This window comes from Thermoactinospora rubra (assembly GCF_002093975.1).
Classification (GTDB): Bacteria; Actinomycetota; Actinomycetes; order Streptosporangiales; family Streptosporangiaceae; genus Nonomuraea; species Nonomuraea rubra_A.
Genome location: NZ_KZ084333.1, coordinates 61,861 through 76,335, shown reverse-complemented (window position 1 = coordinate 76,335; position 14,475 = coordinate 61,861). Strand labels below are relative to the sequence as shown.

The 14,475-nt window shown below is 70.0% G+C and carries 13 protein-coding genes; 7 read left to right on the top strand and 6 right to left on the bottom strand.

The features are described from left to right. Positions 1-6: 6 nt before the first annotated feature. Complete coding sequence (locus tag BSB02_RS13200) at positions 7-1,185, top strand: serine hydrolase domain-containing protein (protein ID WP_084959072.1); 1,179 nt, start codon at positions 7-9, stop codon at positions 1,183-1,185. Between the two features lie 11 nt (positions 1,186-1,196). On the opposite strand, the gene BSB02_RS13195 is transcribed toward BSB02_RS13200, so the two are convergent. Both BSB02_RS13195 and BSB02_RS13190 read right to left on the bottom strand, forming a co-directional pair. Further along, positions 1,197-1,964: an SDR family NAD(P)-dependent oxidoreductase gene (locus BSB02_RS13195; protein WP_084959071.1), complete on the bottom strand. Its 768-nt coding sequence runs from the start codon at positions 1,962-1,964 to the stop codon at positions 1,197-1,199. After that, positions 1,964-2,665: a cysteine hydrolase family protein gene (locus tag BSB02_RS13190; protein WP_240506402.1), complete on the bottom strand. Its 702-nt coding sequence runs from the start codon at positions 2,663-2,665 to the stop codon at positions 1,964-1,966. Before BSB02_RS13190 ends, BSB02_RS13195 begins: the two co-directional genes overlap by 1 nt. Positions 2,666-2,853: 188 nt before the next feature. Between BSB02_RS13190 and BSB02_RS13185 the strand changes: the two genes are divergently transcribed. From BSB02_RS13185 to BSB02_RS13160, 6 genes are read left to right on the top strand one after another with little or no spacing between them, the layout of a single operon-like run. Next, on the top strand, positions 2,854-4,641 hold the full coding sequence (locus tag BSB02_RS13185; protein ID WP_158088618.1) for a serine/threonine-protein kinase: 1,788 nt from the start codon (positions 2,854-2,856) through the stop codon (positions 4,639-4,641). 39 nt (positions 4,642-4,680) lie between these two features. After that, positions 4,681-5,133: a Zn-ribbon domain-containing OB-fold protein gene (locus BSB02_RS13180; protein ID WP_084959069.1), complete on the top strand. Its 453-nt coding sequence runs from the start codon at positions 4,681-4,683 to the stop codon at positions 5,131-5,133. Then, positions 5,130-5,456: a VOC family protein gene (locus tag BSB02_RS13175; RefSeq protein ID WP_206184665.1), complete on the top strand. Its 327-nt coding sequence runs from the start codon at positions 5,130-5,132 to the stop codon at positions 5,454-5,456. The genes BSB02_RS13180 and BSB02_RS13175 overlap by 4 nt, the downstream gene beginning before the upstream one ends. A 17-nt stretch (positions 5,457-5,473) precedes the next feature. Further along, positions 5,474-7,012 carry a class I adenylate-forming enzyme family protein gene (locus BSB02_RS13170; protein WP_084959067.1) on the top strand — a complete coding sequence of 513 codons (1,539 nt, stop codon included), beginning with the start codon at positions 5,474-5,476 and terminating at the stop codon, positions 7,010-7,012. Next, positions 6,996-9,020 (top strand): acetate--CoA ligase family protein, encoded by a 2,025-nt coding sequence (locus BSB02_RS13165; protein WP_084959066.1) that lies wholly within the window; start codon positions 6,996-6,998, stop codon positions 9,018-9,020. The genes BSB02_RS13170 and BSB02_RS13165 overlap by 17 nt, the downstream gene beginning before the upstream one ends. Then, entirely contained in the window at positions 9,020-9,769 is a 750-nt protein-coding gene (locus BSB02_RS13160; RefSeq protein WP_084959065.1) for a glucose 1-dehydrogenase, read from the top strand. The genes BSB02_RS13165 and BSB02_RS13160 overlap by 1 nt, the downstream gene beginning before the upstream one ends. Before the next feature lie 358 nt (positions 9,770-10,127). On the opposite strand, the gene BSB02_RS13155 is transcribed toward BSB02_RS13160, so the two are convergent. The 4 genes from BSB02_RS13155 to BSB02_RS13145 all read right to left on the bottom strand — a co-directional run bounded on the left by BSB02_RS13155 (position 10,128) and on the right by BSB02_RS13145 (position 13,856). Next, positions 10,128-10,445, bottom strand: coding sequence for a hypothetical protein (locus tag BSB02_RS13155; protein WP_143590595.1), 318 nt, complete (start codon positions 10,443-10,445; stop codon positions 10,128-10,130). Positions 10,446-10,777: 332 nt separating this feature from the next. Beyond that, on the bottom strand, positions 10,778-11,956 hold the full coding sequence (locus BSB02_RS13150) for an RHS repeat-associated core domain-containing protein (RefSeq protein WP_084959063.1): 1,179 nt from the start codon (positions 11,954-11,956) through the stop codon (positions 10,778-10,780). Positions 11,957-12,310: 354 nt separating this feature from the next. Continuing rightward, the gene (locus BSB02_RS39555) at positions 12,311-12,901 is read right to left on the bottom strand and encodes a hypothetical protein (RefSeq protein ID WP_143590593.1); all 591 of its coding nucleotides are present in this window, start codon (positions 12,899-12,901) and stop codon (positions 12,311-12,313) included. A 58-nt stretch (positions 12,902-12,959) separates the two neighbouring features. After that, positions 12,960-13,856, bottom strand: coding sequence for a NucA/NucB deoxyribonuclease domain-containing protein (locus tag BSB02_RS13145; RefSeq protein WP_158088617.1), 897 nt, complete (start codon positions 13,854-13,856; stop codon positions 12,960-12,962). Positions 13,857-14,475: the final 619 nt, after the last annotated feature.

The window sequence follows — 14,475 nt, the reverse complement described above, 5'->3', positions numbered from 1 at the left end:
AGAGGTGTGGACGGTCACTGCGATCCCCGGTTCGCGCGGGTGCGCGAGCAGTTCGGCAGGCAACTGGAGTCGGGAGAGGAGCTGGGCGCGGCCTTCGCCGTCTACCGGGACGGCGAGCTGGTCGTCGACCTGTGGGGCGGCGTCGCCGACCGCCACACCGGGCGGCCATGGGAGCGCGACACCCCGGCCTTCGCCTACTCCTGCACCAAGGCGGTCACCGCGACCGTCCTGCTCCAGCTCGTCGAGCGGGGCCTCCTGCGGCTCGACACCCCGGTCGCGGAGGTGTGGCCCGAGTTCGGCAAGCCCGCCATCACGGTCGAGCACCTGCTGACCCACCAGGCCGGGCTCCCGGTGATCGAGGAGGAGGTGCCGGTCGAGGAGTTCGAGGACCAGGCGGCCATCGCGGCCCGGCTGGCCGGCCAGCGGCCGCTGTGGGAGCCCGGCACGGCGCACGGCTACCACGCGCTGACCTACGGGTTCCTGATCGGCGAGGTCGTGCGGCGCGTGGCGGGCAAGTCCGTCGGCGAGCTGACGGCCGCCGAGATCGCCGGGCCGCTGGGGCTCGACCTGTGGATCGGCGCCCCCGACGACGTGATCGAGCGCGCCGCCCGGCTCACGGCCGGCGACCGTGCCGGGGGTGACCGTGCCGCTGGTGACCGTACGGCTCCCGCCGCGCCCCCGGACCCGCCCGGCGCGCTCGGGGAGATGGCGCGGGCCTTCCGCGACCGCGACAGCCTGGCGAACCGGGCCCTCGGCAATCCCGGGATGCAGCGGCTCAAGGGCGGCGCCAACCATCCGGTCATCATGCGCGCGGGCTGGCCGGCGGCCGGCATGGTCACCACCGCACGGTCGCTGGCCGGCTTCTACCGCGCGCTGGTCGCGGGCGAGATCCTGCGCCCCGGCACCCTGCAGGACGCGCTGCGCCGCCGCGTCACCGGGCCGGACCGCGTGCTCCACGTCGAGAGCTCCTTCGGCCTGGGCTTCATGCGGCCGGCGCTGACGTTCTTCACCCCGCGACGGGGCGCGGAAACCGCGTTCGGGCACACCGGCATGGGCGGCTTCATCGGGCTGGGCGACGTCGCGAACGGCCTGGCGGTGGGCTACGTCATGAACCGCATGTCCAGCGCCTTCTCCGGCGGCCTGCGCGGCTACCTGCTGCTGGAGGCCGTCTACGACTCGCTGTGAGCTCATCGCGCTCACTGCATGGTGATGCCGCCGCTCACCGACATGGTCTGGCCGGTGATGTAGGCGGCGCGCTCGGTGCACAGGTAGGCGACCAGGCCGGAGACGTCCTCGGGGGTGCCCAGGCGGCGCAGCGGGATGCTCTGGGCGAGCCTGTCCACCAGCCCCGGCTTCTCGGCGCCGATCTTGCGCAGCATCGGGGTGTCGGTGGGGCCGGGGCACACCACGTTGACGGTGACGCCCGCCCTGGCGACCTCCCTGGCCAGGCTCTTGGCCAGGCCGAACAGCCCGGCCTTGGTCGCGGCGTAGGCGCCCTCGCCGCCCGAGCCGGCCCGCGCGCCGTCGGAGGAGACGAACACCACGCGGCCCCATCCGCGCTCGGTCATGCGCGGCAGGAGCAGCTTGGTCAGCAGCATGGGGCCGCGCAGGTTGACGTGCCACATCAGGTCCCAGTTCTCGGGGTCGGCGGCGGTGAAGGGCTCGACGACCGACACGCCGGCGTTGTGGACGAGGATGTCCACGGCGCCGACGGCTCCGGCGAACTCCTCGATGGACTTGGGCGAGGCCAGGTCCAGGGCCGTCGCGCGGCCGAGCCGCAGCCTGGCGGTGCCCTCCAGGTCGACGGTCAGCTCGCCGGCCACCTTCTCGGCGCCCGGGAGGTCGACGTCGGCGACGACCACGTGGGCGCCCAGGGAGGCGAGGTCACGCCCGACGGCCGCCCCGATCGCCCCGGCTCCCCCGGTCACCACGGCCACCCTGCCGTCCAGCCGCATGCCTTCCATCAGCCCGCTCCTTCCGGCGGCTCGCCCGCTCCCGGTGCCGGGGCCCTGCCTCTGGAGGGAAGCCTTCCCTGGCCTGCGGCCGGGCTATCCGCCGTCGCGCCTCCCGGCTGGGCCGGGGCGGGTGGCGTGGCTTGGTGCCATCGCGCCATCAGGTCATCGGCCGTGACGCGCGTGGCCAGCAGGCTGATCGTGTTCCGGAGGACGGCACGCGCGTACTCCTGCGGCGTCCCCGAGACCGCGTCGGTCACCACGGTGACGCGATAGCCGAGGTTCACGGCCTCCAGCGCCAGGCCCGGGATGCCGAGGTTGAGCGACACCCCCGTCGCGACGACGTGCGAGACGCCCAGCGAGCGCAGGGTCACATCGAGCGACGTCCCGGTGAACGGCGAGAAGCCGTGGTAGCGGCGGCTCTCCAGGTCGCCCGGACCCAGCAGCGGAGCGAGCACCTCCACCGCCGCCGTGCCCTCCAGCATGTGGGCGGGGTCCTCCAGCAGGCGCACGATGAACGGGCAGTTGCCGACGTGCGAGCCCGCCCGGTCGGCGCGGAAGGCGGCGGTGCAGTGGATCACCGGGACGCCGGCGGCGCGGGCGGCGTCCAGGAGCATCGCGAGCGTGGCGACCATGCCGGGAGCCGCGAGGTCCGGAAATTTCTCGACAACGCCGCGCTGCATCTCCATCACGAGCACCGCCGTACGGCCCACACCTAGCCTCCCGAGCGCTTGCTTGGGAAATCTGCCACCGCAAACCCTAACACCCCATTCCCGCTCCGAGAATCTGTCACGAAATGTCACCCGAACACCTCGAAGGGTGAAATTTCAAGAATCGTGACAACCCACGCCCCGGGTGAGACCGTCGAATCCAAGACGGGCGACTCTGATGGGAGTTGATCTTGGTCCCGGGGTACCGAGAAGTACGCCAGCTGGGCGCCGGCCGTACCGGAAGAGTGTTCCTCGCCACCTACCAGGAAACGGGCGCGTACGTCGCGATCAAGTATCTCAACGCCGCCCTGCGCCGCGACTCCGAGTTCATGGCCCGCTACACCGCCGAGACCCCCCGGCTGGTCGAGCTCGACGACCCCCACGTGGTCAGGCTCCACGAGTACGTCGAGACCCCCACCCGCGCCGCCGTGGTCATGGAGCTGGTCGACGGGGTGCCGCTGCGCACGATCCTCGCCGAGCGCGGCCGGATGAGCCCCGAGGCGGCCCTGGTCGTCCTGCGCGACGTCCTGCGGGCGCTCGCCGCCGCGCACGCCAAGGGCGTCCTCCACCGCGACCTCAAGCCGGAGAACGTCCTGGTCCAGGCCGACGGCGCCGGCAAGGTCACCGACTTCGGCGTCGTCGGCTACGTCGAGGAGCCCGGCGTGCCGCCGGGCACGCCGCCGTACCTGGCCCCCGAGCTGTGGCGGGGGGAGCCCGCGAGCCAGGCCTGCGACCTGTACGCCGCCGCCTGCCTGCTGTTCGAGTGCGTCATGGGCCGCCCGCCGTACCGGGGAAGCACCGCCGAGGTCCGCGACAGGCACCTGAGCGCGCCCGTCCCGCTGGAGCCGGCCCCCGACACGCTGCGCGACCTGCTGCGCCGCGGGCTGGCCAAGGACCCCGCCGGCAGGTACGGCTCGGCCGCCCGGTTCGCCGCCGAGCTGGAGGAGGACGCCCTGGCCGGGTACGGGCCCGACTGGGCCGACCGCGGCCGGCGGCATTTAGCCGAGCTGGCCACGCTCCTGGCCCTGCGCTTCCCGCTGGCCAAGGCCGACCAGGCGACCGCCGCGACCACGGTGGCGCGCACGCGGCGCTCGTGGGTGAGCCTGGTGCCGCGGATGCCGCCGCACCTGTGGATCGCGGGCGGCGCGGTCGTGGCCGTGCTCGTCGCGGTGCTGGTCTCGGGCGGCGGCCGGGGCGGGCCCTTCCTCATGCCCCCGGCGGAGTCCCCGCACGCGATCGACCCCGACCCCGCCGACAACAAGTCGCCGACCTCCTCCTTACCGCCCGGAACCGCCCAGCCCGGGACCACACGGCCCGGGGTCACGCAACCTGGGGCCACACGGCCCGGGACCGCGCCGCCGGAAACCCGGGGGCCCGCCCCCACGCCGACCGGCTCCCAGGGCCTGCCGGCCACCGTTCCCCCGGTCCCCACGCCGACGTCCGCTCCGACGGCCTCGCGGTCGCCCGGCCCGGCCGGCGGCCCCGCCGTACGGCAGGCGAGCATCATGGGGTGGAGCGGCTCGGCCGGGGCCGTGCGCGTCGACGCCGTCAGCGCGGCCCCCATCCGGCTGAAGCTCGCCTACACGCGGCGCGACGGCGACGGCCCGGCCAGGACCGTCCACACCGAGACCCACACGCTGAGCGGGCAGACGGCCTACACGCACCCGTTCACGCACGACCTGGGCGACGTGCCGTGCGGGCGGCGGGCGTACTTCGGCGTCATCGTCGCCACCGAGCCCGCCTCGGCCCAGGGCCCGCAGGTCAGGGAGGTCCCCATGGACGGGCCCGCCTGCCCGGCGCCGACCTCGACGGACGCCACGGGCTCGGGCACGCCGGGGCCGTCGGCGGCGCCCTCGGCCGGCCGCACCTCGGAGCCCGGCGTCGCCGCCCCGACGTCCGAGGCGGCCTCGCCCACCGCCGAGGCCGCGGCTCCCGACGAGGACGCCGCGGGCGTCGAGGAGACGCCCGCGCCCGACTAGGCTTGCCGCCTAACCAAGCGTGCGCTAGCTTGGCTTGCGATGGACCCCCACCGGGCCGCGTGCGAGCTGGCCATCCGGCACTGCACGGCGTGCGGTCACCGAGCGCAGGAACCCCCGCCCGGCGCCCACGCCGCCACCGTCCACGACCAGAACCATGAACCGGCCGGCCGGAGCCCGGGCCCGAAGCACGACCGTCCAGCCGCGACCGGCGACCCAGCCTACGGCCAGGCGGCCTCCTGCCCCTCCTGCGGCGGCGAACTGGTCACCCGCCTGCTGTCCGGCGCCGGCACGGTGCACACCTTCACGGTCGTGCACCGCTCCTTCGCCCCCGGCTTCCGCGGGCGCGAGCCGTACGTCCTGGCCTGGATCGACCTCCCCGAGGGCGGCAGGGCCTTCGGCCAGGTCGTGGGCTGCCCGCCGGAGCGGGTGCGCGTCGGCCTGCCGGTCCGGGTGACCTACCTCGACGACCTACCCCACTGGAGACCCGCGTGATCAAGCTGGGCAACGTGCTCGTCCCCGTCGCCGACCTGGACCAGGCGATCGCCTTCTACGGCCTGCCGGTGAAGTTCCGCGACGGCGACCGCTTCGCCGCGCTCGACGCCGGAGGGGTGACCGTGGCGCTGGCCGGGCCGGCCGAGCACGTCGCCGCCCAGGCAGCGCCGTCGTACAAGGTGGAGGACCTCGCGCGGGCCGTACGGGAGTTCACCGAGCGGGGCGCGGCCGTCGAGCGGGCCCCCGAGACGGGCCCCCACGAGCGCAGGGCGGTCCTGCGCGACCCGTCAGGCAACGTCTTCGTGCTCTACCAGCCCCTCTGACCCGCGGAGGCACCCCCATGACGCCATCACCACAGCGATCCCCCTACGGGAACTACGGCTACGCGGTCCTGACCGCGGGCGCGCTGCGCACGCCCGACCGGGTGGCGCTGACCTACTGCGGCGAGCAGAGCTTCACCTACGACCAGCTCAACCGCGTCGTCAACCGCCGCGCCCACGCGCTGCTGGCCGCCGGGATCGCCCCCGGCCAGCGGGTCGCCGCGCTGCTCAACGAGACGCTCCAGGTCGCCCAGATCTACCTCGCCCAAGCCAAGCTGGGCGTGGTCACCGCGGCGCTGAACCCCTACTGGCCGGTGGAGACGCTCCAGGCCGTGGTGGCGGGCTCGGGATGCACGGCCTTCGTCCACGACTCGACGGTCGCGGAGGTGGTGGAGCGGATCAAACCCGCGCTGCCCGCCGTACGGACCTGGATCGACGCCGCGACGCTCGACTCGGCGAGGGAGGACGAGCCGCCGCTGGGGGCCTTCGGCGACGACCCGGTGGCGCTGTACTACACGTCCGGCACCACCGGGCTGCCCAAGCCGGTCGTGCACACCCACGACTCCTCCCTGGCGACCGCGCGGATCTGGCTCGACGTCCCGCACTCGGAGGACTCCGTCTTCGGCACCGGCGCGATCATCTGGGGCATCGGCTTCCCGGCGATCGCCGGGCCCGCCCTGTACGCCGGGATGCGCCTGGTCCTGGAGCAGGACTGGGGCCCGTCGAACTTCCTGCGGGTGGTGCCGCGCGAGCGGGTCACGCACGTCTCGCAGATCCCGTCCTTCTACGCCGCGCTGCTGGGCTCCTCCGAGCACGAGGGCGTGGACCTGTCCTCCATCCGGGTGATCATGCTGGGCGGCGAGCCGCTGACGGCCACGATGCTCTCGCGGATCAAGGAACGGCTGCCCGACGCCGGCGTGTACTCCTACTACGGCCAGACCGAGGCCCCCTACACGTGCATGGGCCGCGTGGACGACGGCTCGATCCCGCTCGGCTCCTCCGGACGGGCCCGGATGGGCAACGCCGTCCAGATCACCGACCCCGCCGGCAACCGGGTCGTGGGCCGGGCCGGCGAGATCAACCTGGCCGGGCCGCACCGCATGGCGGGCTACGACGGGCTGCCGGACAAGACGGCCGAGGTGCTGCGCGGCGAGTGGTACGTCGGCGGCGACCTGGGCGTCCTGTCGGAGGACGGCGTGCTGACCGTGCTGGGCCGCCGGGAGGACGCCATCCTCAAGGACGGCCTGTGGACCCAGCCGGTCGTCATCGAGGAGGCCGCCGCGGCGCTCGACGGCGTCGCCGAGGCCGGGGTGGTCGGCGTCCCCGAGCACGCCGAGACGGCGGTCGAGCAGAAGATCCTCCTCGCGGTCGTGCCGCGCGCCGGGCACTCGCTGGACGCCGCCAAGATCGGCCAGGCGCTCGCCGAGACGCTGCCCGCCCACCAGCGGCCCGACCACGTCGTGGTCGCCGAGTCGCTGCCGCACTTCCAGGACGCCTCCGGCGGGCCGGGCAAGCTGCTGCGCCGCGAGATCAGGCAGCTGTATGGCCACCTGGTCTGAGCCGGAGGTCAAGGCGCTGCTGCGGGAGGCCGGCATCCCGGTCCCCCGCGGCGTGGCGGGCCTGGCGTGCGAGGGGCTGGCCGAGCCGCTGGTGCTCAAGGCCGTCGGGCCGCTCCACAAGTCCGACGTGGGCGGCGTACGGCTGGGCCTGCGCGCCGGCGAGGTGGCCGGCGCCGCGGCCGACATGCTGGCGCGCGGGGTTCCCGCCACGGGCTTCCTGGTCGAGGAGCAGGCGCCGCCGGGCGTCGAGCTCATCGTGGGCCTCGTGCGCGACCCCGGGTTCGGCCCGGTGCTCCTGTCCGGGCTGGGCGGGATCTGGACCGAGGCGCTGGACGACACCGCGCTGCGGCTGTGCCCCGTCACCGAGGACGACGCGCGGGCGATGATCGGGTCTTTGCGCGGGTCCAGGCTGCTGTACGGCTTCCGCGGCGCCGGCCCGGTCGACGTGGACGCCGTCGTCAAGCTGCTCATGGCGGTCGGCGGTCCGGGCGGCCTGTGGGAACGCCTGCGGCTCGGCGAGTTCGAGCTGAACCCGGTCATCGCCTCGCCGTCCGGCGTGGTGGCCGTCGACGCCCGCTACGTCGAGGGCCCGGCCGCGCCGCCGCGCGAGAGCCGCGAGAGCGACTTCACCCGGCTCTTCGAACCCAGGGCCGTGGCGGTGGTCGGCGCCTCGGCCGCCAAGCCCAACTTCGGGACCATGTTCCTGGACTTCTACAAGGCCGCGGGAACCCCCGTGGTGGCCGTGCACCCGGAGGGGGACCGGGTGGCCGGGGTTCGGGCCGTCCGGTCGCTGGCTGAGGCGGAGGTGGACTACGCCCTGGTGGCGGTGCCCGCCGAGCGCTGCGCCGAGGTGGTGCGGCAGGCGGGCGGCGTGCCGTACGTGCAGGTGATGAGCGGCGGCTTCGGCGAGGCGGGCCATCCGGAGCGGGAGGCGGAGCTGGTCGCGGCGGCCCGGGAGGCGGGCACGAGGCTGCTGGGCCCGAACTGCATGGGCGTCTACTGCCCGCGGGGGCGGCAGACGTTCGTCGGCGGCGGGCTGGGCCCGCCCGGCGGGGTGGCGCTGATCTCGCAGAGCGGTGGGCTGGCCGGGGAGGTCGTCAAGGTGGGCGAGCGGCGTGGCCTGGCGTTCAGCCGGGTGGTCACCGTGGGCAACGCCGCCGACGTGACCCCGGCCGAGCTGCTGCGGTGGCTGTCGCGGGACGAGCACACCACGGCCGTGGGGATGTACCTGGAGGACCCGCGCGACGGCAGGGCGCTGTTCGAGGCGCTGTCGGCCACGAGCCTGCCCACGGTGCTGCTGGTCGGCGGCCGGACGCGGCAGGGCGGGCGGGCGGCGGCCTCGCACACCGGGAGCATGGCGGGCGACGGCCGCGTGTGGCGGGCGCTCGCCGAGCAGACCGGGACGGCGCTGGTGACGAGCCAGGACGACCTGATCGGGGTGCTGGCCTACTTCCAGGCGTACGGCGGAGCCGCGGCGGACGGCGGGGCTGGCGGGAGCGGTGGGGCGGGGAACGGCGGTGTGCTGGTCGTCGGCCCGAGCGGAGGGGCCGGGGTGCTGGCGGCCGACGCCTTCGACGCGGCCGGGCTCGTCCTCGACCCCCTGCCGGAGGACGCCGCCGACGAGCTGCGGGCGCTGGCCACCGCGCCCGGCGCCGGGCCGGGCAACCCGCTGGAGATCCCGGTGGGCCCGCGCGGCCGTCCCTCGCTGGTGCGCGAGGTGATCGAGGCGGTCGTGCGGCGGCAGCCGTACCGCGACGTCGTGGCGCACGTGAACGTGCAGAGCTTCTTCACCTACGGCGACGCCTCTGGCGACGCGGCCGGGCCGCTGTACGCCTACGTCGCCGAGCTGGCCGCGACGCGCGGCGCGAGGATCACGCTCGTGACGCGGAACGCCGACGTCGCCCCGCCGGGCGTGGAGGACCGGGTGCGCGAGCTGGCCGCGGGGATGCCGGTGTACCGGACGATGGAGGCGGCGGCCGTCGCGGTGGCCGCGGGAAGGAGAGCCTGATGGGGCTGCTCGACGGCAAGGTGGCGCTGATCACCGGCGGGGCGCGGGGCATGGGGGCGGCGCACGTGCGGCTGTTCCTGGAGGAGGGCGCTCGCGTGGTGTTCGGGGACGTGCTGGAGGAGGAGGGCAAGGCGCTGGCCGCCGAGACCGGCGCGGTCTTCGTCCGGCACGACGTGACCGACCCGGGCGAGTGGCGGGCCGCGGTGGACGCCGCGCTGGAGGCGTACGGCAGGCTCGACGTCCTGGTCAACAACGCCGGAATCCTGAAATATCGGCCTATAGAGGAGATGACCCTCGAGGAGTTCGACCGGGTCCTCGACGTCAACCTCAAGGGCACCTGGCTGGGGATCAAGTCGGTGATCGAGCCGATGAAGGCCATGGGACGCGGCTCGATCGTCAACATCTCCTCCATCGAGGGCTTCATCGGCGCGGCGGGCCTGTCGGCCTACTCAGCCTCCAAGTTCGGCGTGCGCGGCGTCACCAAGGCCGCGGCCCGCGAGCTTGCCCCCTTCAAGATCCGCGTCAACAGCGTCCACCCCGGCGCGATCCACACCCCCATGGCCGTCGACCCGGACCTGATGGCCAAGGTGGACGGCGAGGCGTTCCTGAAGTCCATGGTGATCAAGCGCTTCGCCAAGCCGGTGGAGGTCTCCCACGTGGTAGCGTTCCTGGCTTCGGACCGGGCCAGTTACTGCACCGGCAGCGAGTTCACCGTGGACGGCGGCCTGCTCACGGGTGCGGGCTACTGAGCTTGTCTTTTGGAGCCTGCCGACGAAGGGTTTGGCCGGCGTGGCTGAGTCGGGTGATCTCAGCGGTCGTTTCGGCGTGTCACGCCTGCGAGCGGGAGCGCGCCCTGATAGCCGAGGTGTTGTCGACGCATCTCGGCAGCCAGGAGCCCGTGGTTGTCTGTTGACACGCCGCGCCCGAACTCGATTGGGCCACCTCTGTGATCTTGAAGGCGCGCGGTGAGTCGTGGGCTACGCACCTGGATGCCGGCCAAAGTCGAGCTTGAACTCTTCGGAGTAATTCTTGCCTGCCACTCGTTCCCTTTCCAGCTCGCCTGCGCCATGGCGGGCACCGCGTCCGGAAGGTTCGGGGCACCTCAAGTCACAGGTCCAAGGGCTCTCCGTCCAGCGTCGCCTTGCCGCATCGGATTGTCAGCCCAGCCTCTTCCACCCACATCACCATGTCGATGTGTATGAGGTCACCAAGTCGCTCGCCCCGTACTTCCGTGAGCTCGGCGAGATCCCATTCAAACGGGCGTTCATCGAAGAAGCGAAACTCCTGGACCTCCTCCAGGAGGAGGGTGCAATCCACCCGCCTGCCTTCCTTGGTGAAGAATATTCGGAGTTCTACTTTATGCTTGAGTATATCAATGGCCATGGAGGCCAGATATGTTCCCCACAGCCGATCAAGGGATCCCACTTCAGGCCCCCTGGATCTTTCGGACGATGGCCCGTATCTCATCGATGGAGTTTTGGGAGAGGTCGATATGCGTCGCCGCAGGGTCGTTCGACGGCACCCCGTCCTTTCCGTAGGTGCCCTTACCTGGAACGCTGATGCGATAATAATCCCGCCGCTCCCCGCCTGAGCGCATAATCCTGATCACGATTTCGCGCCTGCCATACTTGATACGAATAGTATAACCGTCCTTATTCTCCGTCTTGACGCCGCCGAACTCCTCCGCTATGGCGTCGGCGATACCTTCGTAATTGAAGCAGTTGTGGACCAGGACGTTGGCCCCCCGACACCTGTACTCACATGGTAGGTGTGGGATCCATCGACAGCGAGGTTGCAGGCCTTTCGATCGCCGACTGTCCACTTCCGGGCTGCGACGATCTGGACGTAGGTGCCGGCGCTGGTCCGCAGCCAGGCGCCGGGCAGAAGCTGGTCGGCGTTGAACCAGTGCCGATCCGCCGTCCAGAAGGGTGGTCGTCGGTGGCGATGATGGCGCCCGTCTTACCGCCTTGGTCACCGTTGAGGTCCACGGTGATGTGGACGAGCGTCTTGTCACCGTTGCCGCCGATCACCGCCAGAACGGGTTGCGGGCTGGTTTCGCCGGTGACCGGGTCGGCGGCCAGCACCAGATCGCCCACTTTGACCTGGTCGATGGGCTTGTAGGTGCCATCGGCCATCAAGACGAGCGTGCCTGATACAAAGCTGTTCTTGCACTTCTTGACGGCGGCCTGGTAGATGTTCTCGGCCTTCTTCGTCAGGTCGTTGGCTTGTGCCCATTTGTCGAAGGCTTCCTTGGCGCGTTTGCCGAGGTCTATAACCTTCTTAGCGATCTTGGCGCCTTCGGCCCACTTCCATGGCACGCCGTACTTGAGAGCCAGTCTGCCGACGGCGCCGCCGATGAAGCTGGTGATGATGTTGATCGCGGTGTCGCCACAGGCTTTGAGGTCACCCTTCAGCACGCAGTCCAGTCCGGACTTGATGCCCATCTCTTCGAGGATCACATCACCCAGCTGCTTGAGGATTTGGATGAAGGTGTTCCAGCATCCGTTCTCGGCGGCCTTGGCCTGCTTCAGCTTGGCTTCGGCGCAGGCCAGGTCGCCGAACTTCTTGACGCAGGTGTTGTAGTCGTAGCTGGCGCACTGTGCGGCGGTGTGACAGGCGCCGCCCCCACCGTCCTTGACCACCGCCAGGCCGCTGGGGTCCGAAAGCCCGATCGGGTTGTTCCCGGCGTAGCTGTAGGGGTTGGCCCACCCTGGTTTGGTCAGATCGAGGAGCGGGTCTGGGGAGACGAACCGGGCAGACGCGGGGTCGTAGTAGCGGGCGGAAAGGTAATCCAGTCCGGTCGAGTCGTCTTCGACTTTGCCGAGGAAGCCTCGGTCGGTGAACGGCAGATCATCCCTGCCGCCGCGTCGCTGCCCGTAGGGCAGGTAGCGCTGACGTGACACCTTTCCGATGGCGTCATCAATGGCCAGCTGCATGCTCCCATGCAGGCCGGCGGCCAGCCAGGCCAGCCCTCTCGGGTGCGCATTGCCGACCGCGTCGTAGGCATAGGTCTGGCTGGAGGGATCCAGGCCGAGCCCGTCGCCGCCGGATCCGCAGGCGTTGCCGGTAGTGGTGTATGCGACGGTCAGGCGGCGCAGCCCGTCGTAGGAGAAGCACTCCGCTCGGCGCCTGCCCGCTGTGTCGTCAGACCGTCACGCGCGCCCGGCTCTTCGCTGCCCTCGCATGATCATGACAAAGTACTACTAGTGGCACCGTGCGCTATCCCAAGGCAGCGCAAGCATGTCAAGAAGATCATCGGTAGGCCGTATGCTGTCATGCGCTCCGCCTGATCAGGGCCTAGCAGGACGGTGGATACGACCGGGCTTGGCAGAGTCCGTTGCACGAAGCCGTTCCCTGTAAGCCCGAACGGCCGGTCGCGTCAGGTCAGGCAGTTCTTCTGCCGCCTCGATGGCTGGATCACGACCGAGCGTGAGCGGCCACGAGCAGACGAGATATTCCTCGACTGGATCGTCGGTTGCGACGTCACCCATGCGGGGCCGATCGGAAGCATGCACCCTTAAGGCGTAGACCCCCGGCCCCTGCGGCGTGAGCGAGGGAAGATCTGGAGTCGGGGCATCGCTCATGAAGCCAAACAGGCGCATGTCCCCAAGCGAGACAGGAAACACCACCTCCTCCACGTTGGCCCACTTCCGCGCCCCCTCTAGGGAGGGCGCGGTAGCGGAGGTCCACACTGTGACAGTCACATAACCGTCACGCACCCCGGTGAAGATTGCAGCGGCATTCAGGTGAGCAGCCACCAACCCGTTCGGGGCATAGCTGGGAGGATCGGTGTACTCCACCTCGCCAAGAGCCTTGATGAGGATCTTGCCATAGGATACGGACACCTTTGCAGTGGCCGCCATCGGTGCGTTGTCGTTCATATAGGAATCATAAGCGAGGAGTAGAGACGGCGCAGGCGCGACGTCGCCCTGTAATAGGCTACGTTTCGACCTCGACGTAGAATGGATCTTTTTCGATTATTCGGTGATAGCGATAGAACCAGGACAACTGTTCTCCGCCATCTTGGTTTTCGCTTTCCGGGATAAGATCTGAGAACGTGTGCTCAGGGTCGCCGGTATAGGCTCCCTGCCACGTTGACCGGAATGGATATTCGTCACATTCTTCGCCCGGTGGGCGTGGTGACGGCCACATCTCGCAAGCTTCCTGGCCATTCTTCTTCTTCTTCAGCGTTTCATCCATGAGCCTAGTGAGGGGCTCATCCCCTGGAGCGCCTGGCGCATCGCGATGGTTCTGGGCGGCCGTGATGACTTCGGCGTGCCCAGGAAGTTCTGCCCACACGACGACGTGCACGGGCCATACTTCCTTGAAAACGCATCCATAGTGGGGAGCATCTCCACCGGCGGAGAGATAGTCGCAGCGGATATCCCACTCTTCCGGATCGAGCCACATCTGATCCTCAACCAGAGCAGGCGTGTTTGGATTGCCGAATGCCAAGTCCGTGTACGGCTGGATGCCACTTTTCCAGGTATTGGCCGGAACTCCGCTAAGCCGCCCCGCGAACTCGAAGGAGGCAAACAGCCACCCTTCCTCGCCAGGGTCCGTCGGAAGCGCCCTTGGCGCGACGGGCTGGCTATAAGGGTCACACGGGCCATCACAGCCTGTGGTCGCGGAAACAGTGGTGCCCTTGGCCAGGTTGGTGACGTCGAAAGCACCAAACCACTGCTTCCAAATGACCTGGTTCTTGGCGTTGTGGGTCTGTAGCAGGTTCCACACATAAATCGTGGCCCGCCCCCCGACCGTTCCCGTCTCGGGGTTTATTAGCTGGTAGTTCCAGCTCCATAACGAGCAGGCGGTGAGCCTGTCGCCGCCCCACACACCATAGTCAAAAGAGCACCAATCAGGTATCTCCCTTGGCCTCGATGTGGGTCTAGCGAGTTGGACGTCGCCCGAATTCTTGGGGGTGAGGCAGGCGATGAGCTGGTCCTTAGTTGCGGGAGAGGCCTTCCTGGCGGGCGTGCATCGTTCGCTCCCGCGCTGGTGGCTCGCTCCTCTCGGCTGACCCGGCCTCGCCAGTACCCTGTCGCGATACTTTTTCACTACATCGCTCAGGGCTTCGTCTTGCGGCGCTGGATCGGCGCTTGCCCGCCCGGTCGAACCGATGAGGGCTGAGAGTGAAAGAAGGAGGGCGGATAACAGGCTAAGGTGACGGAGTATCTTCCGACGCCATGTCATGTTTTTTTACTCTTTGTCATGAAGTTACTTAACAACAAGCTTCGTGATCGTGACATCCACGTCAAGACTTGACATTGGTCACAGATCCCCGTATGGGTCACGCCTGGGCCCTTGTGGAATGGTCATCGGGTTAGAGGGTTGACCAGGGGATACGCCGGAGCTCCGTGTGGCAATACACTCGGAGATGTGTCCGCGGATCGCATTGCCCCATGACCAGGCCGTGGGATTGGACTGCTTCGTAAAGCAATGGCTACCCGGCGTG

Coding starts and splice junctions, on each gene's coding strand:
- BSB02_RS13160 (WP_084959065.1), top strand. CDS start 9,020: ATGGGGCTGCTCGACGGCAAGGTGGCGCTGATCACCGGCGGGGCGCGG.
- BSB02_RS13150 (WP_084959063.1), bottom strand. CDS start 11,956: ATGCAGCTGGCCATTGATGACGCCATCGGAAAGGTGTCACGTCAGCGC.
- BSB02_RS13180 (WP_084959069.1), top strand. CDS start 4,681: ATGGACCCCCACCGGGCCGCGTGCGAGCTGGCCATCCGGCACTGCACG.
- BSB02_RS13165 (WP_084959066.1), top strand. CDS start 6,996: ATGGCCACCTGGTCTGAGCCGGAGGTCAAGGCGCTGCTGCGGGAGGCC.
- BSB02_RS13170 (WP_084959067.1), top strand. CDS start 5,474: ATGACGCCATCACCACAGCGATCCCCCTACGGGAACTACGGCTACGCG.
- BSB02_RS13195 (WP_084959071.1), bottom strand. CDS start 1,964: ATGGAAGGCATGCGGCTGGACGGCAGGGTGGCCGTGGTGACCGGGGGA.
- BSB02_RS39555 (WP_143590593.1), bottom strand. CDS start 12,901: ATGAACGACAACGCACCGATGGCGGCCACTGCAAAGGTGTCCGTATCC.